Raw genomic sequence first — 19,223 nt, forward strand, 5'->3', positions numbered from 1 at the left:
CCTGGAACGAGAGTCCCCCTCCCCTGCGTGCAGGGGAGGGTTGGGGTGGGGTGCTTTTGATTCTTGGCAATCCCGGAGAACCCCCTCTCAACCTCCCCCTGCAAGCAGGGGGAGGAGCAATACCGCAATGCCGCGACGACGACGCGATGCCCGCTTGCGCAGGCATGGCGCCGGTAAAACTTGAGGGTGGGAGGATGCGCGTCAGATATCCCGCGCCAGCCCTTCGGCGAGACCGGTGTAACCGCCCGGCGTCAGCGCCAGCAGGCGCTGCTTCGCCTCGGCGGGCAGCTCCAGCTTGCCGATGAACTCGCGCATGGATTCACGCGTGATGCCATGCCCGCGAGTCAGCGCCTTGAGCTGTTCGTACGGTTCGGGCAGGCCGTAGCGGCGCATTACGGTCTGCACGGCTTCGGCCAGCACTTCCCAGCTGGCGTCGAGGTCGGCGGCGATGCGGTCGGCGTTGACGTTGAGTTTGCCCAGGCCTTTCTTCAGCGATTCCAGCGCGACCAGGCTGTGGCCGAAGGCGGTGCCGAGCGCGCGCAGCACGGTGGAGTCGGTGAGGTCGCGCTGCCAGCGGCTGATCGGCAGCTTTTCCGCGAAGTGGCCGAGCAGGGCGTTGGCGAGGCCGAAGTTGCCTTCGGCGTTTTCGAAGTCGATCGGGTTGACCTTGTGCGGCATGGTCGAGGAGCCCACTTCGCCGGCCTTCAGGGTCTGCTTGAAGTAGCCCAGCGAGATGTAGCCCCAGATGTCGCGGGCCAGGTCGATCAGGATGATGTTGGCGCGGCGCACGGCGTCGCAGTATTCGGCCACGTTGTCGTGCGGCTCGATCTGGGTGGTGTAGGCGTTGAAGTCGAGGCCGAGGCTTTCCACGAAGCGCTGCGAGAACGTGCGCCAGTCGACTTCCGGATAGGTGATGGCGTGGGCGTTGTAGTTGCCCACCGCGCCGTTGATCTTGCCGGAGATTTCCACGGCGGCGAGTTGCCGGCGCTGGCGTTCCAGGCGCGCCACCACGTTGGCGATTTCCTTGCCCAGCGTGCTGGGCGAGGCGGTCTGGCCGTGGGTGCGCGACAGCAGCGGCAGCGCGGCGTTAGCGTGGGCTATGTCGCGCAGTTTGGCGATCACCGCGTCCAGCTGCGGCAGCAGCACCTGGCTGCGCGCGTCGCGCAGCATCAGTGCGTAGGACAGGTTGTTGATGTCCTCGCTGGTGCAGGCGAAGTGCACGAACTCCTTGGCCTGCGCCAGGCCAGCATCGGTGCCGATGCGTTCCTTGATGAAGTATTCGACTGCCTTCACGTCGTGGTTCGTGGTTGCCTCGATTGCCTTGATCCGTGCGCCATCGGCCACGCTGAAGTTGTTCGCGATGGCTTTCAGCGTGTCGATCTGGCCCGCGTTGAACGCGGGAAGCTCGGCGATCTTCGGATCGGCGGCCAGCGCCAGCAGCCATTCGATTTCCACCTGCACGCGGCGGTGCATCAGGCCGAACTCGCTGAAGATCGGGCGCAGCGCTTCGACCTTGCCGGCATAGCGGCCGTCCAGTGGTGACAGGGCGGTCAGGGCGTGAGAGGACATCGGGGCATTCCGGCGGGGTGAAACGGCCATTTTACATTGACAGCGCGTCTCTGCTTGGCGGCTTATAGTGTTTTTCCCCGTTCACCCTGAGCGTAGCCGCGCAGCGGCGAAGTCGAAGGGGTATCGGGAGAGGCTTCGACTTCGCGCCTTTGGCGCTACGCTCAGCCCGAACGGCTCAAAATAGCGTGGCGCTGCTTTAATCATCCAACGCTCTTTCCCCCCGAAGGATTTTCCCCATGAGCAGCTTCCGCATCGAACACGACAGCATGGGCGAGTTGAAAGTCCCCGCCGACGCGCTGTACGGCGCGCAGACCCAGCGCGCGATCGACAACTTCCCGATCTCCGGCCTGCACCTGCCGCGCCCGTTCATCCGCGCGCTGGGGTTGATCAAGGCGGCCGCGGCCGAGGTCAACCTGGCGATGGGCCACCTGAAGAAGAACCAGGCCGCGGCGATCCGCAAGGCGGCGCTGGCGGTGGCGGGCGGCCAGTACGACGCGCAGTTCCCGATCGACATCTTCCAGACCGGCTCGGGCACCAGCACCAATATGAATGCGAACGAGGTGATCGCGCACCTGGCGGTGCAGGGCGGCGCCAAGGTGCACCCGAATGACCACGTCAACTACGGGCAAAGCTCGAACGACGTGATCCCCACCGCGATCCACGTCAGCGCCACGCTCACCGCCAGCGAACAACTGCTGCCGGCGCTGAAGCACCTGAAGAAAACCATCGACAAGCGCGCGCGCGAACTGCGCAGCACGCCGAAGACCGGGCGCACCCACCTGATGGACGCGATGCCGATCACCTTCGGGCAGGAGTTGTCCGGCTGGTCGGCGCAAGTGGCCTCTGCCATCGAGCGGATTGAGGATGCGCTGAAGCGGATGCGCCGGTTGCCGCAGGGCGGCACTGCGGTGGGCACCGGGATCAACGCCGATCCGAAATTCGGCCCGGCGATGGCGACGCAGTTGAAGAAGCTGACCGGGGTGAGGTTCGAATCGGCGCAGAACTATTTCGAGGGCATGGCCGCGCAGGACGCCGCGGTGGAGCTGTCCGGCGCGCTGAAGACGCTGGCGGTGGCGCTGATGAAGATCGCCAACGACCTGCGCTGGATGAACTCGGGCCCCTTGGCCGGCCTGGGCGAGATCGAGCTGCCGGCGCTGCAGCCGGGCTCGTCGATCATGCCGGGCAAGGTCAACCCGGTGATTCCCGAGGCCACCGCGATGGTCGCCGCACAGGTGATCGGCAACGACGCCTCGATCACCATCGCCGGCCAGTCCGGCAACTTCCAGCTCAACGTGATGCTGCCGCTGATCGCGCACAACCTGCTGCAGTCGATCGGCATCCTGGCCAACGTCAGCGTGCTGCTGGCCGACAAGTCCATCGCCGGCTTCAAGGTCAACAAGGCGCGGGTGAACCAGGCGCTGGCGATGAACCCGATCCTGGTTACCGCGCTGAACCCGGTGATCGGCTACGAGAAGGGCGCGGCCACCGCCAAGCTGGCGTACAAGCAGCACCGGCCGATCATGGACGTGGCGCTGGAAACCACCGGGCTGTCGAGGGACGAGCTGAAGAAGCTGCTCGACCCGATGGCGCTGACCAAGGGCGGTATCCACGGCTGACCCTGCAACTTCTTGTTGTTGTAGGAGCCAGCTCGCGGGCGATGCTCGTGTTCTGAATCTCCCTACCCAGCCAACCATCAGAGCAAATGCACCGCCCGCGAGCGGGCTCCTGCATGGGATCAATCGGAGAACACGGCGAAGCCTTTCTTGCCGTCCTTGTCCTTCATGTCCTTGCCGCAATCGTCGACGTCCTTCTGCTGCATCGTGGCATAGGGTTTGAACGCGGGCATGGCGTCGGCGAGCTTTTGCTGCGAGGCCAGTATGTCGGGCAGCCGCTTGCACAGTTGCATGGCGGCGGCCTGGATCTGGTCGGTCTGCGGCTTGATGCTGGCCTCGATCTCCTTGTCGCTCTTGCCGGTGAACGCGCCCCAGATCGCCTGCTTCGCCGCGGTGACGCCGAGGTCCGCGCCGCTGGCGCCGATGTCCATGCCGGCCTCGGCGATGCCGATGATCTGCTGGCGGTAATCCACCAGCATGGCGTGCTGCTCCGGCGTGGCCTCGACCGGCTTGCCGGCGATCACCAGCGTGCCTTGCGGGGTGATCACTGCCTTGGGGAGGGAGCCGTCATGCGGGTGTGGTCCGTTGCCGACGTGGATATTGCCCAGGCCGATGTCCTGGGTGACCAGTTCCTTCTTGGACTGCTCGATGCTCTTGCGGACCTCCGCGGCGATCGCCGAGGAGGAGGTCTGTTCGCGGACTTCCTTCGCGGCTTGCGCCATGTCGCCGGCGGCGCCCGACTGGGTGGTGTCCGGCCCGGATTGGCTGCAGGCGGCCAGCGGCAGCAGCAGGACCAAGGCGAGCGCGCTGAACGTGATGGACTTCATAGGTGTTCTCCTTTCCCCGAATTCGAGCGGAAGTCAGCTGTCGTCGCGCCAGCGGCGGAACCAGATGGCGCCGGCGAGCATGGCGGCAGCGGCGGCGACACCGATCCAGACGTTCGGCGACGCCAGGGCGACGTAGGTGTGGGTGACGCTCAGCGTGGACAGCACTTCGGCTGGGTTGTTGCCGCCGACACGCGGAACCTCGCTGAGCCAGCCGCCGGGGAACACGCTGAACAGGGCGCGGACCACCACGTTGCGCCAGTACCAGCTGTTCTGCAGGTCGATCGTGCCCAGCAGGTTGAACCAGCCGATCACGATGCCCAGCGCCACCGGCAACACCACCGCCCACAGGAACGGCTTGCTGCGGGCCCAGGCCGAGCACAGCATCAGCCAGCCCACGGTCGGCAATGTCCACAACAGGTACAGCGGGATCGAGCCGACCAGGTTGGCTATGACCTGCAGCGGATGCGACAGCAGCAGCAAGTGCCATACGCCGACGCCATGGAAGGACAGCGTGATCGCGAACATCAGCAGCATCACGATGCCGGTCAGCATGCCTACGGCCACGGCGATCAGCGGCGCGACCACCGTGGCGGTGACCACCTTGGACAGCACGGTGGCGGTATCGGTGATCGGCAGCGATTTCCAGAACAGCAGGCTGCGGTCGCGGCGATCGTCGTAAAGCGCGCCGAGGCAGTAGAAGAACACCACGAAGCCCAGCACCACGCCGATGATCAGCGTCGGCGAATACATCGCCATGTCCAGGCCTGCGCCCACGTTGTCCATGGAATTCTTGTCGAGCGCCCTGTTGAGCAGGCGCATGTTGTTGTCGGCGCCGCCGAAGGCGAAGTTGAAGCCGCGCCTCCTGCCCATCACCTCGCCGGTGATGATGCCCATCAGGTTCAGCAGCAGGAACACGCCGCCGGTGATGACCGGCGCCCAGAAGAAGCCGCCCCGGTGTTCCCACAACTCGCGTTTCAGGAGCCAATAGAAGGTTTTCATGCGTAGGTTCCCTTCATGGTGGCGACAAACAGGTCGCTGACGGAGGGCCGGCGGGTTTCGCCCAGCTGCTCCAGCGTCGCGCGGTTCGCGCCGTCAAACAGAAAAATGCTCTTGCCGAACACCTGCCGCTCGTCCAGCGGCTTCAGCGCACGGGCCGCCTCGGCCCTGTCGGCGCCCACCATCACCTCGATGAAGCGGTCGCCGACCGCGTCCATGTCGGCATCCAGCACGATCCTGCCGTCGCGGATGAACATCAGGTCGGTGAGGATGTGCTCGACTTCCTCCACCTGGTGCGTGGTGACGATGATCGTCTTGTTCTCGTCGAAGTAGTCTTCCAGCAGGTTCTGGTAGAACTGCTTGCGGTAGAGGATGTCCAGGCCCAGGGTGGGCTCGTCCAGGATCAGCAGCCTGGCGTCGATGGCCATCACCAGTGCCAGGTGCAGCTGCACGATCATGCCCTTGGACATCTGCCGCACGCGCTGGTCGGGCTGCAGCTTGGTGCGCGCCAGGAAGGCCTCGCACTTGGCGCGGTCGAAGCGCGGGTGCACGTTGGCGACGAAGTCCACCGCCTGGCGCACCTTGATCCAGCGCGGCAGCACGGCCACGTCGGCGATGAAGCAGACCTCGCCCATCAGCTTGTCGCGCTGCTTGCGCGGGTCGAAGCCCAGCACGTTCAGCTCGCCGCTGAAGTCGGTGAGGCCCAGGATCGCCTTCAGCGCGGTGGTCTTGCCGGCACCGTTGGGGCCGATCAGGCCGACGATGCGGCCGGGCTCGACCTGGAAGCTGACGTTGTCCAGCGCCAGCGCCGACTTGTACCGCTTGCTCAGGCCGCTGGCCGTGATCACCGCGCTCATGATTTCTCCTCCTTGTCGGCCTGATCCTTGCCGGCGTGGGCTTCGCGCAGCAGCGTATTCAGATCCAGCCCCAGCCTCTGCAGCCGGGCGTACAGCGCGGGCCACTCCTCGCGCAGGAACCGCTCGCGTTCCGATTTCAGCAGCGCCTCGCGTGCGCCTTCGATGACGAACATGCCCAGACCCCTCCTTTTTTCAACCAGTTGTTCGTCGACCAGTTCCTGGTACGCCTTCGACACGGTCAGCGGGTTGATCTGAAAGTCCGCGGCCACCTGGCGTACCGACGGCAGCGGGTCGCCCTCGTTCAAGGCGCCGTCCAGGATCATCGCCACCACGCGTTGCTGCAGCTGGCGGTAGATCGGGACGCTGTCGTTCCAGGTCATGCTCATGTTTTATTCCTTGGCGATGCGGCCGAACTTGTTGCCAAACGCATAGTAGGGCATGACCAGCTGCGACCCGAGCAGGCTGAACTGCTCGGTATTGCCGGGATCTTCCAGGCGGCGCATGGCCGGGGTGGCGGCGATTCCGGCTACCCCGATCTCGCTCAGCAGGGCGGCCGAGCGCATCTCGGCGGCACTGGGGCGGACCTGGACCGGCGCCAGGTTGATGACGGGGATGGCACTGGCCTTGGCGGCCGGGGCGGGCTGGCGCTCGACGTTGTAGTTGACGGCGCTCAGGCTGGCGAAGGTGAACAGGACGGCGGCGACGCTGGCGATCAGGTTCTGCGCTTTCATGACGGGCCTCCTTAGTGACCTCGTTGAGTGGTGTTGTAGTGAACTATAACACTAGATTTTGAGCTGTCAATAGGCGCGATGCGATTACGCAACATGACTGATGGCCTATAGGGCCGGGCGGGAGCCCCGGCGGCGCTGATGGCATGCTGCGGCTTGCGGCGGCGGCCGCACAGGAGCATTCCTCAGCCATTGCCGCTGACAGCCGTCACCCAGCGGCTTTCCGCCAACCTGGTCCAATGCGCCGGCATCACCCGCACCGGCCGGGTCGACGAGGGCCTGGATGCCGCCGTGCGCGCCAGCGGCCAGCCGCGCGAGGAAGTGCTGGCCCGACAACTCGCCGGCATTCCGCTGGGGCGCATGGCCGAGCCCGAGCAGATCGCCGATGTCGCGGTGTTCCTGGCTTCGGCGCGGGCCAGCTACGTCACGGGCGCGATCATCCCGACGGATGGCGGCAGGACGTCCACGATCTGACCATCAAGACGGCAAGGGCCGGCCATGCGGCCGGCCTTTGCGCAAGCGGGGCGCCCGGTCAGTCGTGTGCGGCGTAGACCTGCTTGCCGCCGACCCAGGTCTGCAGCACCTTCGTGTTCCAGATCTTGCTCGCCGGATCCTTGAAGATGTCGTGGTCGACCAGGATGAAGTCGGCCCACTTGCCCGGCTCCAGCGTGCCCAGGGTCTTTTCCGCATGCTCGGCGTACGCCGCGTCGAGGGTGAAGGCGCGCAGCGCCTGGGTCAGCGTCATGTCCTGGTCGGGATACCAGCCGCCGGGCGGCTGGCCAGCGTGATCCTCGCGGGTGACCGCCGAGTACAGGCCGTAGAACGGGTTTGGCGATTCCACCGGGAAATCCGAGCCGCCGGCGACGACCGTGCCCTGCTTGAGGAAGCGCTGCCAGGCGTAGGCGCCCTTGATCCGCTCGTGGCCGATGCGGTCCTCCGCCATGTTCATGTCGGAGGTGGCGTGGGTCGGCTGCATCGAGGCGATCAGTTTGAGCGGCACGAAGCGGGGGATGTCCTGCAGCGACACGATCTGTGCATGCTCGACCCGGTTGCGCAGCGCCATGGCGTCGGGATGCGACTTGTACGCGGCGGCGAAGCTGTCCAGCACTTCGCGGTTGGCGCGGTCGCCGATGGCGTGGATGGCTACCTGGTAGCCCTTGCCGAACGCCTTGTCGATCTTCGCGGTCATCGTCGCGGGCGGCATGAACAGCAGGCCGCGGTTGTGCGGGTCGTCGGCGTAGGGCTGCAGCATCGCCGCGCCGCGGCTGCCCAGCGCGCCGTCGGCGAACAGCTTCACCGCGCGCACGGTGAGGAAGCCGTTGCCGTAGCCGATCAGCGGGCCCTCCTTGCTGATCGTGTCGAACGCTTCGCCGGTGTCATGGATCATCGCGTAGATGCGCGCGGTGAGCTTGCGCGCGTCGGCGTACTGCCGATAGAGCCTGTAGTTGTCCGCATCGATGCCCGCGTCGCCGACGCCGGTGAGGCCGACACTGGCCATCTCGGCCAGCGCGGTGTCCAGCGCGGCGGCCTTTTCCGGCATGGTCGGCGCGGGCACCTTGCGGCCGACCAGCTCGGTGGCGCCGTCGACGAAGACGCCGGCCGGATGGCCGTCGGCGTCGCGCTCGATGCGGCCGCCGCCGGGATCCTTGCTGGCCTTGCTCACGCCGGCCAGCCGGATCGCCGCGGTGTTCGCCCAGGCGGCGTGGCCGTCGACGCGGCTCAGCCAGACCGGTCGGTCGGGCACCACGCTGTCCAGTTCCTTCGCGGTGGGAAAGCGGCCGAGCTTCCAGATTTCCTGGTTCCAGCCGCCGCCGAGGATCCACTTTGCGTCGGGGTGCGCCGCGGCATATGCCTTCACCTTGGCCAGCGCCTCGGCCAGCGATTTCGTGCCGGTGAGGTCGACGCTGTTGCGCGCGTAGCCCAGTTCCAGCACGTGGCCGTGGGCGTCGATCAGGCCGGGCAGCAGGGTGTGGCCATGACCGTCGACTACCCTGGCGTCGCCCGCGCGTGCCGCCAGTTCGGCGCTGCCGCCGGTGGCGACGACCTTGCCCTGGTCGACCAGCAGCGCCTGGAAGTGCTGCAGCTCGCCGTGGCTGTCCAGCGTGTAGCCGTTGACGTTGTCGACCAGCAGGTCGGCGGCCTGCACGGTGGGCGCCAGGGCCAGCAGGACGAGCATGGACAGGCGTAGCGAGCGTTTCATGCGCGGGTTCCGGTAGCGGGTGAACCCGCAGTGTGTCGGCAGGCGCGCGGTTTTTCCACCGTGGCGGCCGCCGGGCGCCGGCGTTGCAACGAAAAACGCCCCCTCCGCGCGGGAGAGGGCGTTCGTGTCGGCGGTGCGGCCGGGGTCAGGCGGCCTTGGCGACCAGCGTTTCGATCGTGCTGTGCGCCGACTTCAGCGCCGCGGCCTTCTGCTCGTCGCCGATCGCGACGCCTTCGGCCCGCACGAACTCGATGTCGCCGATGCCGATGAAGGCGAACGCGGTGCGCAGGTAGGGCTCCTGGAAGTCCATTGCGGCGGCAGGCGTGTCCTTGCCGTAGACACCGCCGCGGCTGGAGGCCACGATCACCCGCTTGCCGCCGGCCAGGCCTTCGGGACCGTTCGCGGTGTAGCGGAAGGTCTTGCCGGCGACCAGGATGCGGTCGAGCCACGCCTTGAGCTGGCTGGAAATGGCGAAGTTGTACATCGGCGCACCAATCACCACCACGTCGGCGGCGAGGAACTCTTCCAGCATCTCGGTGCCGAGCACGGCGGCGGGGTCGCTGGCGTCGGCCACCGGCGTCCAGTGCGGCAGCGGCTGCGCGGCCAGGTCGTGGTAGTGGACGTTGGCGTCGGGCGTAGTGCGCTTCAGCTCGGCTACGATGTCGGCGGTCAGCTGGCGCGAGACCGAATAACCACCCAGCGCGCTGGAATCGATATGCAAGAGTTTCATGAAAAGGTTCCTGGTCAGGCCATGTGATTGGCGATGGAATCAGGATATATTTGGAACAATGCGGCGATAAGATGGTATTTATCGAACTTATCGTTCTTGAATGGAAACGACCATGACGATATTGAGCGGCGCCCTGCAGGACCTCAACGACCTGTACTTCTTCGCTGCGGTGGTCGAGCACGGCGGTTTTTCCGCGGCCGGCCGCGCGCTGGGCGTGCCGAAGTCGCGCCTGAGCAAGCGGGTGGCGCAACTGGAGGAACGGCTGGGTGTACGCCTGCTGCAGCGGACCACGAGGCGCTTCGTGGTGACCGAGGTCGGCGAGCGCTTCTACGCGCATTGCCGCGCCGTGCTGGAAGAGGCGCAGGCGGCGCAGGACGCGGTGGACGAACTGCGCGCCGAGCCGCGTGGCGTGGTGCGCCTGAGCTGCCCGGTGTCGCTGGCGCAAACGGTGCTGGCGTACGTGCTGCCGGAATTCCTCGCGCTGTACCCGAAGATGCAGGTGCGGCTGCTGTCCAGCGACCGCCGGGTCGACGTGATCGGCGAGGGCTACGATTTGGCGATCCGCGTGCGCAGCAAGCTGGATACGGATGCGAACCTGGTGATCCGCAGTTTCGGCCAGTCGCGTACCAAGCTGGTGGCCAGCCCCGCCTTGCTGAAAGCCCAGGGACGTCCGGCCACGCCGGAGGAACTGGCCAAGCTGCCGGCGCTGTCGATGCGCGAGCACGAAGGCGCGCAAGTGTGGGAACTGATCGGCGCGAACGGCGAGCAGGTCAACGTCGAGGTACAGGCGCGACTGATCACCGGCGATTTCGCGGTGCTGCTGGAGGCTGCCCGGCGCGGCATGGGCGTGGCGCTGCTGCCGGAGTTCGTCTGCGCGCCGGCGATCACGGCCGGCGAACTCGAGGTGGTGCTGCCGGAATGGAGCGTACCCGAGGGCACCATGCACTTCGTCTATCCCAGCCGGCGCGGCATGCTGCCGGGCGTGCGCGCGCTGGTCGATTTCCTGGCCGAGCGGCTGCCGGCCACCACCTTGCTGAAGCACGAGCAATGCAAGCAGCGCCCGCTGGACGAACTTCCGGCGATCTGATGCGTACGCTGGCCCCGATGCAGTACGCTTCTGGGTTTACGGACATTTATACGGCCAAATGATGATCGCGACCAAGCTACCCAAAGTCGGTACCACCATCTTCAGCGTGATGAGCCAGCTGGCGATGCAGCACAAGGCGGTCAACCTGGGCCAGGGTTTTCCTGACTTCGAGCCGCCGCAGGGGTTGCGCGATGCGCTGAACCGCGCCATGAACGAAGGCCGCAACCAGTACGCGCCGATGCACGGCACCGCCGCCCTGCGCGAGCAGATCGTGCTGAAGACCGAGCGGCTGTACGGCCGCAAGCTCAACGTCGACACCGACATCACGCTCACCTCCGGCGCTACCGAAGCGATCTTTGCGGCGATCGCCGCGACGGTGCGCGCAGGCGAAGAGGTAATCGTGTTCGACCCGGCCTACGACTGCTATGAGCCGGCGATCGACCTGCAGGGTGCGCGCGCGGTGCATATCCCGCTGACCGTGCCGGCGTTCGCGATCGACTGGCAGCGCGTGCGCGACGCGGTGACGCCGAAGACCCGCATGATCATGATCAACAGCCCGCACAACCCGTCCGGCGCGGTGCTGTCCGCGGCCGATCTGGACGAGCTGGCGGCGATCGTGCGCGACACCGGCATCGTGGTGCTGTCCGACGAGGTGTACGAACACATCGTCTACGACGGCGCGCGGCACGAGAGCGTGCTGCGCCATCCGGAGCTGGCCGAGCGCAGCATCGTCGTGTCCTCGTTCGGCAAGACCTATCACTGCACCGGCTGGAAGGTCGGCTACGCGGTGGCGCCGGCCGCGCTGTCGGCCGAGTTCCGCAAGGTGCACCAGTACCTCACGTTCTGCACCTTCCATCCGGCGCAGGTGGCGTTCGCCGAGTTCATGGCCAGCACGCCGCAGCACTACCTGGAGCTGCCGGCGTTCTACCAGGCCAAGCGCGACCGTTTCCGCGCGCTGCTGGCGCCGTCGCGCTTCAAGCTGCTCGACGTGCCGGGCGGTTACTTCCAGCTGGTCGACTATTCGGCCATCCGCGACGAGGACGATCTCGCCTTCAGCAAGTGGCTGGTCGAGCATGGCGGCGTGGCGGCGATCCCGCTGACGCCGTTCTACGAAAGCGCGCCGGGCACGCGCCTGCTGCGGCTGTGCTTCGCCAAGAGCGACGCCACGATGGAAGCGGCCGCGGAGCGGTTATGCCGGCTGTGATCATGCAACCGCTGAAGGTTTCGCTGGTGCAGGGCGCCACCCGCTGGCACGACGCGCCGGCGAACCGCGACTACTACGGCGAGCTGGTGCGCCAGGCGCTCGGCAGCGACCTGATCGTGTTGCCGGAGACGTTCCTGTCCGGCTTCAGCAACGACATCCATGCCAGCGCCGACACCATGGACGGCGAGGGTGTGGCCTGGCTGCGTGCGCTGGCGGTCGAGGTGGGTGCGGTGGTCTGCGGCAGCCTGGCGATCCGCGAAAACGGCGTCGTCTACAACCGCCTGCTGTGGGTACGGCCGGACGGCAGCTTCGAGCAGTACGACAAGCGCCACCTGTTCCGCATGGCCGGCGAACACACCCGCTACGGCGGCGGCAGCGAGCGGCTGGTGGTGGAACTGAAGGGTTGGCGCATCCTGCCGCAGGTCTGCTACGACCTGCGCTTCCCGGTGTGGCTGCGCAACCGCCGGCTGGCCTCTGCCGCTGGCGGCATGGACTACGACCTGGCCGTGTTCGTGGCGAACTGGCCCACGCCGCGCCGCGGCCCGTGGCGCACGCTGCTGCGCGCGCGCGCGATCGAGAACCTCGGCTACGTGGTCGGGGTGAACCGGGTCGGCGTGGACGGCAACGAGATTCCTTATGCCGGCGATAGCGCGGTGATCGACCCGGTCGGCGAGCCGCTGGTGGAACTGGGCGCGCAGGAGCAGGTGGTGACGATCACGCTGGACCCGGCGCCGCTGCTGGCGCACCGCGAACGTTTCCCGGCGTGGATGGATGCCGACGCGTTTACGCTCGATCCGGGTTGATGACGCCATCGCCAACTGGCAGTGCCGTGACCAAGGCCTGACGGACGCAGAGCGCACCCGCGGTGATACGCGCTGCTCGACTCCGCGTCGGCCATGAAAAAACCTGGCCCCTTTCGGGGCCAGGTCGAATGACACAACGCGAAGTGCGTGGATCAGAAGCGCTGCGTGTATTTCACGTAGACGAAGCGGCCGATATCAAAGCCACCGTAGTACGACACGTTGGCGCTCGGTTGGGTGTACATCACTGGGCCGTACTTCGCGAATACGTTGTTGGCGCCAACGGCAATGGTCGCATTCCATGGCGCTTCCCAGCGTGCCTGTACGTCGTTGAAGGTGACTGCACCCGTGACCTTGCGACGCGAAATGGCGCTGGCCGGGGTGTTTGTGCCAGCTACGTACGCACCCGTCGGTGCATAGGTCACCTCGTTGCACTCCAGACCTTCAACCATGACCCGTCCTTGGGCAGCGTTGTCGGGTACGAAGTACGTGCAGCCTTCCTTCATCGACGAGTAGTAACGCATCATCCAGTTGACGCCGAACGCCCCCATCGACCAGCCCATGTTGAGGTTGGACCGGACGCGGAAGTTGCTGCCGAAACCCACCGACGACAACGGTACGCGCGGGTCGTTGGTGCTGATCTGCACATTTTTAACGGTGTAGGTGCTGTTGGATGTGACGCTGAATGCACCCCAGTTGTCGGTCTTGAATCGGTAGGAGATGTCGAAGTCATAGCCTTCGACTTCGTTGTAGCCTGCGTTTCGACCGCCGAAGTTCAGGAAGTTGATGTATCCCAATGCCGCGTCGCGGGTGAACAACTGCGGCGAGCAACGGCTGGCGATACCTTGCACGTAGCAGTCGTTGAGGATCGTGCTGGGGGAGTCGGCGACGATGGTGTTCTCGATGCGGATCTTCCACCAGTCGAGAGACGTGTTCAGCCCCTCGGCGAACGTCGGACTCCAGACCACGCCCAAAGTGCGCGAGATCGCGGTTTCGGGGAGCAGGGTCGGGTTCGAACCCGAGGTGAACGCGACCGGTGTCTGCTGGTTGGGGGCACCCACCGGGACCAACCCCTGGCCCAACTGGCGGTAAGTGTTGGCCTTGGCGCCCATGTCGGCGACGCACTTTGCCCGCGTTGTGGGGTTGTTGGCAGAGGAGCCGAACACCGTGTCGCATGGGTCGGTGAAGAACGAGAACGTCTGCGAGCCGCCGCCGTACAGGTCGGCAATGGTCGGCGCACGGAAGCCCTGGGCCCAGGTGCCGCGGACCAATACCGAGTCGATCGGCTTCCACCTGAAGCCGAGCTTGCTGTTGGTGGTTTTGCCGAACGTGTTGTAATCGGAACGGCGGCTTGCCAAGTTCACGGCAAGCTCTTCTGCGAACGGCTGCCGGGCGAAGATGGGTATCTCCAACTCGCCGTAGAACTCGTTCACGGAGTAGCGGCCGCCGGTCGGGCCGGCCGAGAGGTTGGTGGAGTTGCCGGTCACGGCAAGGGCATCCGGAACGAACTTGCCTTGCTCTTTGCGGTGTTCGTAACCTGCGGCAAAAGCGAGGTCGCCTGCGGGCAGAGCGAAGATGGAGCCCGAGATATTGGCCGCCATGACGGTGGTCCTGGTCTCGCCAGTCGCGTGTTCTTCCTGGAACAGATAATTTTGCAGCTGCTTGTTGTCGGTCAACCCGCCCGCGCCTGCGCGGCCAGCCGGGAGGAACGGGTTGAACGGCACGCAGTCGGTAAAGGCGATCGGTGCCAGCGCGGTGCCGCATTGAACCTGTCCGCTGCTGTTCATGAAGGACGGGCCCACCGCCGCACGCGTCCGCCCGAGGTTAAGGTTGCCGTACGTGGATTGCAGCAGCTTGTTGGTGTTGTGGAGGTAGCTGACATCCCAGTCAAAGGATCGTTCGGCTACTTCAAATACGCCCTCAATCGCCCCAAGGAAGCGGTAGGTGGTCAGGTCACTGGTGGAGACCCGCGGCACTTCCCATGTACGGCGCCACCAGTTGGTGATCGGTGCACGCGTCGGGTTGAAGTAGCTGTTCGCCGCCATCGGCGCAGCAAAGGATGTCGCCTGCATCGGGTAACCGGCAACGGTGCGATCGGTCGATCGGTTGCTGTACAGCAGGTTGGTGCGGAAGTTGATGTTGTGGGCCAGGTTGTACGTGCCATCGACAAACAGCGACTTGCGTTCCAGCGGCGTACGCAGGTCGGTTTGCATATTGGTGTTGGTTTTGTGCAGCGTCGAGCCAGGGCTGCAACCGGATTCAACCGTTGTCGTTTTCGAACAGCTGCCGGTGTTGATGTCCTGACGGATGTAATCGGCGATATTGCGCGGGTCGCCGCCGTCGCGCAGGACAACGCGGGTTCCGCTTGGCAGGCCGGGAACAGCCGTGGCAGCCGTGGTGACAAAGCCGCCGAACTGGCCCACCGTCGTCCAAGAGTCGGTCGGATGGTAGGACGAGCGCGGGAAAGCGCTGAAGTTCCGGGCGCTCGACTTGACCACGTCTTCCTTGCCGCCCTCGGCAGTGAAAGTCAACGAGCCGCGCTCGCCGCCGAAGCCCATGACGAAATCGCCCTTGGTGATGGCGCCATCGCCCTGGCTGTACGCCCCGCGATAAACGCTGGCGGCAGCGCCCTGGTAATTGGAGCGGGTGACGACGTTGATCACACCGGCAATGGCGTCAGAACCGTAGAGCGACGACGCGCCATCCTTGAGCACTTCGATGCGCTCGACTGCAACCGCCGGAATCGTGGAGATATCCGACAGACCACTGGTCGAAATCCCGAGTCGACGACCATTGAGCAGCACCAAGGTGCGCGCTGCACCCAGGTTGCGCAGGCTGATAAACGTGCCGCCGGCGTTCTCTCCCGCCGACAGCGGCGATGCACGGCTGAGTGGCGGAGTCCCAGTTGCAGTGATGTTTTGCAGGATATCCGCCACCGACTGGAAACCCTGCTTGTCGATTTCCGCACGGCTGATGATCAGGACGGGCTGCTGGGTTTCCGTGTCGGTCTGGCGGATGCGCGAACCCGTGACTTCGACACGTTCCAGCTGGACGACATTGCCGCCAGTGGCAGCTGCCTGATCCGCAGGTTTGGTTGCAGGCGTCTTGGTCTGCGCCGATGCCGTGTCCGTCCCCGCCAATGCACTGGCTCCCACCACCAGCGCAATCATAATTGCTTCACGCAACTTGTTGTATTTGAAAGACATGCCGTAATCCCCCGATTAAGTAAAAAGCCCCCGATAAAAACCCCGAAGAGATGCAGTTATCTAACCGCTGGCCCTACGAGGCATCGTGGATACTAGACGGAGTTACGAAGATTCGTAAGAAAATTCGAACAGCATTCACACGAAATCACGACAATTCGTTCATGTTAAATTCATATTCACCGTGACGACGGCGCCGACGCTCTCAGAACGGCGCGCCAAATCGCCACAAGGCAGTGTGGGATTCGCTGATCCTGGATCGAGGCGTCAGCTGTCGACGCCCCGCAATTTCCTGCATGCCCTCCCGCCTGGAGGCGGGCGCACCTATCGGCGGCCACAGCTCGGGCAGACGATCCGCCGCAAGGTGATCGACGGATGCACCGGCGGCCTGGCATCGCAGATCACGGAGGCGTCGCCGGCAGCGTCCCGCACCGCTGGCGGGGCTGTTCACAGCCACTGCGCCGTGGCGTGCCTCGCGGATCGGCTTCCAGGCCGGATCTGGATCCCCGCCGGACCCGTTTGAGGATTGCTGGCGCAATCCCTCCCGACAACGGGGGGGAAGGCTTTTCATCCGGCCCCCGGGCGGTGGATCGGGTGAATGTCTGGTCACGCAAACATCTTCACCTGAAGTCGCCGTTCTCTTTTATCGGCCTCGCCGGATTTCCGCGAAGAACCAGCAGAAGCCGCCTCGTGGGCGGCTTCTGCTGATGGGCGCACGGGGGCTCAGAGTATTGCCAGTACTGCTTCCGGCGGCCGGCCGAGCGCGGCCTTGCCGTTGGCGACCACGATCGGTCGTTCGATCAGCCTCGGGTGCGCCACCATCGCGGCGGTCAAGGCATCGTCGTCGAGCGAAAGGTTGTCCAGGCCCAGCGCCTGATACTCCGCCTCGCCGGTGCGCAGCAGCTGGCGCGCGGTCATCCCCAGCTGCTTCAGCAACCGGGTCAGTTCGGTCGTGCTGGGCGGGGTGTCGAGGTAGTTGATCACCTCGACTTCGTCGCCACGTTCCTCCAGCAGGGCCAGCGTGGCGCGGGACTTGGAGCAGCGGTTGTTGTGATAGATGCGCACCATCGCTCAGTGACCTCGTGTCATCGTGCCGGCTCAGCGATTGCCCGAGCGATTGCCGCCGCGACCTGGCGGGCGGCCACCAGCCGGGCCGCCGTGACGGGCGCCGCCTTGCGGACGGTTGCCGCCCTGGCCTTGCGGACGGCCGCTAGCTTGTGGGCGATTGCCGCCATGGCCTTGCGGGCGTGCCTGGTTGCCGTGCGCACGGTTGCCCTGGCCTTGTCCCTGGCCCTGCGGGCGTGGACCGCGGTTGCCCGGTGCACGGTTGCCGCCCATGCCGGGACCACGCGGTTCGCCACCGAAGCCACTGTACGGACTGCCGGCAACGCGACCTTCGCCGCCGCTGCGTGTACCGAACGCCTTGCCGCCAGCAGGGCGGCGGTTGCCAGCGGCGCCGCCGGCGTTGCCGCGCGGCGCGCCCGGACGACTGCTGCCGTCGCGGCTTTCGCCGGCGAACCAGGTGCGTACCGACGGCAGCTCCTGGCCCGGTGCCACGCGCCGGCCCTTGCCGCCGCGCTTGCCGCCGCCACTGCGTTCGGGGTGGGCGACGTTGCCGTTGACATCCTTGCCGCCGCTGCGCGGCGGCTTGCGGCCGCGCACGGGTTCCTCGCGGATGCGGTCGAACGCGCGCAGTTCGCGCGCCTCGTCCTGGCCGCCGGTCCACGCCGTGCCGGCGCCACGCTCGGGCCGGTATTCGGTGACGTTGCGGTTGGCACGGCGCTGGTGCAGCACCGGGCTCAGGGTCAGCACCGGCTGCGGCGCGCCGAGGCCGGCGGTCTGGCGAAGCTGCTTGATGTTCTCGGCGTCGAGCGCCTCGCACTCGCCGCGGCGCAGGTGGCGCGGCAACTCGATCGTGCCGTAGCGGATGCGCTTGAGCCGGCTGACCAGGAAGCCCTGCGAATCCCACAGGCGGCGTACCTCGCGGTTGCGGCCCTCGCGGATCACCACGCGGAACCAGCTGTGGCTGCCGCCGCGGCTGATCACGGCGATCTCGTCGAAGCGGGCGGGGCCGTCGTCCAGTTCCACGCCGGCCTTCAGCCGTTCGATGGTCTCGTCGGGCACCTCGCCGTGCACGCGGCACAGGTATTCGCGCTCCAGCCCGCTCTTCGGATGCATCAGCGCGTTGGCCAGTTCGCCGTCGGTGGTCAGCAGCAGCAGGCCGGTGGTGTTGATGTCGAGCCGGCCCACGGCGACCCAGCGCGCGCCCTTCAGGCGCGGCAGCTGTTCGAACACGGTGGGGCGGCCTTCCGGATCGTCGCGGGTGGTCAGCACGCCTTCGGGCTTGTGGTAGATCACCACCTCGGCGTCGTCGCGGCTGTCGGTGGCGACCACGAACTGCTTGCCGTCGATCACCACGCGATCGCCGGCGTGCACGCTGGCGCCGATCGTGGCGGGGCTGCCGTTGAGTTCGACTTCGCCGGACTGGATGCGCACCTCGAGCATGCGGCGCGAGCCGAGGCCCGCGTTTGCCAGCACCTTGTGCAGGCGCTCTTCCAGGGCGGGGGCGTCGGTGTCGGCACGGGGTTCGCGCTTCAGGGACAGAACGGATTTTTGCGGCGCAGTCATGCGCGGTACTCCTCGGGATCTTGCCCGGCGGCGTCGGGTTCGGCGTCCGCGGCGGGGGTCGCTGCCTCGTCGGCAGTGGTTGCAAAGGTCTCGGCGTGCGGGCTCGGGTCGGAGCCGGCGTCACCGGATGCGGGGTCGATGGCCGGTGCCTCGGCGTCGGGCGTTTCCTCGTCCGGATCGACCGGCAGGTCGCGCACGATGCGGGCGGGCAGTGGATCGGGTTCGAAGCGCAACTGCGGGTCTTCCATGTCGCGGATTTCCGACAGCGGCGGCAACTGGTCCAGCGATTTCAGGTTGAAGTAGTCGAGGAACGCGCGGGTGGTGCCGTACAGCGCCGGCTTGCCGGGCACGTCGCGGTAGCCGACCACGCGGATCCACTCGCGTTCCTCCATCGTCTTGATGATGTTGGAGGACACCACCACGCCGCGGATCTGCTCGATCTCGGGGCGGGTGATCGGCTGGCGATAGGCGATCAGCGCCAGCGTCTCCAGCAGCGCGCGCGAATAGCGGCTGGGCCGCTCGGTCCACATCCGCGAGATCCAGGCATGCACGTCCTGGCGCACCTGGTAGCGGAAGCCGGAGGCCACTTCCTTCAGCTCGACGCCGCGCCCGGCGCAGTCCCCGGCCAATGCCTCGAGCGCGCGGGCGATCTGCTCGCGGCTGACGTCGTCGGCCTCGCTGAACAGGTCGCCCAGCTGCTGCACGGTCATCGGCTGGGTGGAGGCCAGCAGGGCGGCCTCGATGATGGGTTTGAGTTGCTCGATCTGCATGACCTTCGGAG

At 66.2% G+C, this 19,223-nt stretch carries 17 protein-coding genes; 5 read left to right on the top strand and 12 right to left on the bottom strand.

The window, feature by feature from the left end; translation table 11 throughout:
• Window positions 1-201 precede the first annotated feature (201 nt).
• Window positions 202-1,569 (bottom strand): adenylosuccinate lyase, encoded by a 1,368-nt coding sequence (gene purB, locus AC3WRN_RS05280; RefSeq protein ID WP_492622183.1) that lies wholly within the window; start codon window positions 1,567-1,569, stop codon window positions 202-204.
• A gap of 236 nt (window positions 1,570-1,805) precedes the next feature.
• On the opposite strand from purB, the gene AC3WRN_RS05285 reads away from it, so the two are divergent.
• Window positions 1,806-3,185, top strand: coding sequence for a class II fumarate hydratase (locus tag AC3WRN_RS05285; protein WP_492622184.1), 1,380 nt, complete (start codon window positions 1,806-1,808; stop codon window positions 3,183-3,185).
• Between the two features lie 119 nt (window positions 3,186-3,304).
• Here AC3WRN_RS05285 and AC3WRN_RS05290 read toward each other — a convergent pair whose 3' ends face one another.
• From AC3WRN_RS05290 to AC3WRN_RS05310, 5 genes are read right to left on the bottom strand one after another with little or no spacing between them, the layout of a single operon-like run.
• On the bottom strand, window positions 3,305-4,009 hold the full coding sequence (locus AC3WRN_RS05290) for a YggN family protein (protein ID WP_068091684.1): 705 nt from the start codon (window positions 4,007-4,009) through the stop codon (window positions 3,305-3,307).
• 33 nt (window positions 4,010-4,042) lie between these two features.
• Complete coding sequence (locus AC3WRN_RS05295; RefSeq protein WP_492622185.1) at window positions 4,043-5,008, bottom strand: hypothetical protein; 966 nt, start codon at window positions 5,006-5,008, stop codon at window positions 4,043-4,045.
• On the bottom strand, window positions 5,005-5,862 hold the full coding sequence (locus tag AC3WRN_RS05300; protein ID WP_492622186.1) for an ABC transporter ATP-binding protein: 858 nt from the start codon (window positions 5,860-5,862) through the stop codon (window positions 5,005-5,007). Before AC3WRN_RS05300 ends, AC3WRN_RS05295 begins: the two co-directional genes overlap by 4 nt.
• On the bottom strand, window positions 5,859-6,248 hold the full coding sequence (locus AC3WRN_RS05305; RefSeq protein ID WP_068091675.1) for a GntR family transcriptional regulator: 390 nt from the start codon (window positions 6,246-6,248) through the stop codon (window positions 5,859-5,861). The genes AC3WRN_RS05300 and AC3WRN_RS05305 overlap by 4 nt, the downstream gene beginning before the upstream one ends.
• A gap of 3 nt (window positions 6,249-6,251) precedes the next feature.
• A complete protein-coding gene (locus tag AC3WRN_RS05310; protein WP_492622187.1) occupies window positions 6,252-6,593 on the bottom strand; it encodes a hypothetical protein in 342 nt (113 codons plus the stop codon).
• Between the two features lie 189 nt (window positions 6,594-6,782).
• Between AC3WRN_RS05310 and AC3WRN_RS05315 the strand changes: the two genes are divergently transcribed.
• A complete protein-coding gene (locus AC3WRN_RS05315; RefSeq protein ID WP_492622188.1) occupies window positions 6,783-7,064 on the top strand; it encodes an SDR family oxidoreductase in 282 nt (93 codons plus the stop codon).
• A gap of 58 nt (window positions 7,065-7,122) precedes the next feature.
• Here the strand turns inward: AC3WRN_RS05315 and AC3WRN_RS05320 are convergent, their stop codons facing one another.
• Window positions 7,123-8,790: an amidohydrolase gene (locus AC3WRN_RS05320; RefSeq protein ID WP_492622189.1), complete on the bottom strand. Its 1,668-nt coding sequence runs from the start codon at window positions 8,788-8,790 to the stop codon at window positions 7,123-7,125.
• Window positions 8,791-8,935: 145 nt separating this feature from the next.
• The gene (locus tag AC3WRN_RS05325) at window positions 8,936-9,520 is read right to left on the bottom strand and encodes an FMN-dependent NADH-azoreductase (RefSeq protein WP_068091667.1); all 585 of its coding nucleotides are present in this window, start codon (window positions 9,518-9,520) and stop codon (window positions 8,936-8,938) included.
• 112 nt (window positions 9,521-9,632) lie between these two features.
• On the opposite strand from AC3WRN_RS05325, the gene AC3WRN_RS05330 reads away from it, so the two are divergent.
• The 3 genes from AC3WRN_RS05330 (at window position 9,633) to AC3WRN_RS05340 (ending at window position 12,614) form a co-directional block, all read left to right on the top strand.
• Window positions 9,633-10,607 carry a LysR substrate-binding domain-containing protein gene (locus tag AC3WRN_RS05330; RefSeq protein ID WP_492622190.1) on the top strand — a complete coding sequence of 325 codons (975 nt, stop codon included), beginning with the start codon at window positions 9,633-9,635 and terminating at the stop codon, window positions 10,605-10,607.
• Window positions 10,608-10,668: 61 nt separating this feature from the next.
• The gene (locus AC3WRN_RS05335; RefSeq protein WP_492622268.1) at window positions 10,669-11,811 is read left to right on the top strand and encodes a pyridoxal phosphate-dependent aminotransferase; all 1,143 of its coding nucleotides are present in this window, start codon (window positions 10,669-10,671) and stop codon (window positions 11,809-11,811) included.
• A gap of 2 nt (window positions 11,812-11,813) precedes the next feature.
• Window positions 11,814-12,614 (top strand): amidohydrolase, encoded by an 801-nt coding sequence (locus AC3WRN_RS05340; RefSeq protein ID WP_492622191.1) that lies wholly within the window; start codon window positions 11,814-11,816, stop codon window positions 12,612-12,614.
• A 152-nt stretch (window positions 12,615-12,766) separates the two neighbouring features.
• Here AC3WRN_RS05340 and AC3WRN_RS05345 read toward each other — a convergent pair whose 3' ends face one another.
• The 4 genes from AC3WRN_RS05345 to scpB all read right to left on the bottom strand — a co-directional run bounded on the left by AC3WRN_RS05345 (window position 12,767) and on the right by scpB (window position 19,212).
• Window positions 12,767-15,817, bottom strand: coding sequence for a TonB-dependent receptor plug domain-containing protein (locus AC3WRN_RS05345; RefSeq protein WP_492622192.1), 3,051 nt, complete (start codon window positions 15,815-15,817; stop codon window positions 12,767-12,769).
• 720 nt (window positions 15,818-16,537) lie between these two features.
• Window positions 16,538-16,882, bottom strand: coding sequence for an arsenate reductase (glutaredoxin) (arsC, locus tag AC3WRN_RS05350; RefSeq protein ID WP_492622193.1), 345 nt, complete (start codon window positions 16,880-16,882; stop codon window positions 16,538-16,540).
• A gap of 30 nt (window positions 16,883-16,912) precedes the next feature.
• Window positions 16,913-18,442: a pseudouridine synthase gene (locus AC3WRN_RS05355; RefSeq protein ID WP_492622194.1), complete on the bottom strand. Its 1,530-nt coding sequence runs from the start codon at window positions 18,440-18,442 to the stop codon at window positions 16,913-16,915.
• Window positions 18,439-19,212 (bottom strand): SMC-Scp complex subunit ScpB, encoded by a 774-nt coding sequence (scpB, locus tag AC3WRN_RS05360; RefSeq protein WP_492622269.1) that lies wholly within the window; start codon window positions 19,210-19,212, stop codon window positions 18,439-18,441. Before scpB ends, AC3WRN_RS05355 begins: the two co-directional genes overlap by 4 nt.
• Window positions 19,213-19,223: the final 11 nt, after the last annotated feature.

The sequence above is a fragment of the Rhodanobacter sp. FW101-FHT13A11 genome (assembly GCF_058790335.1).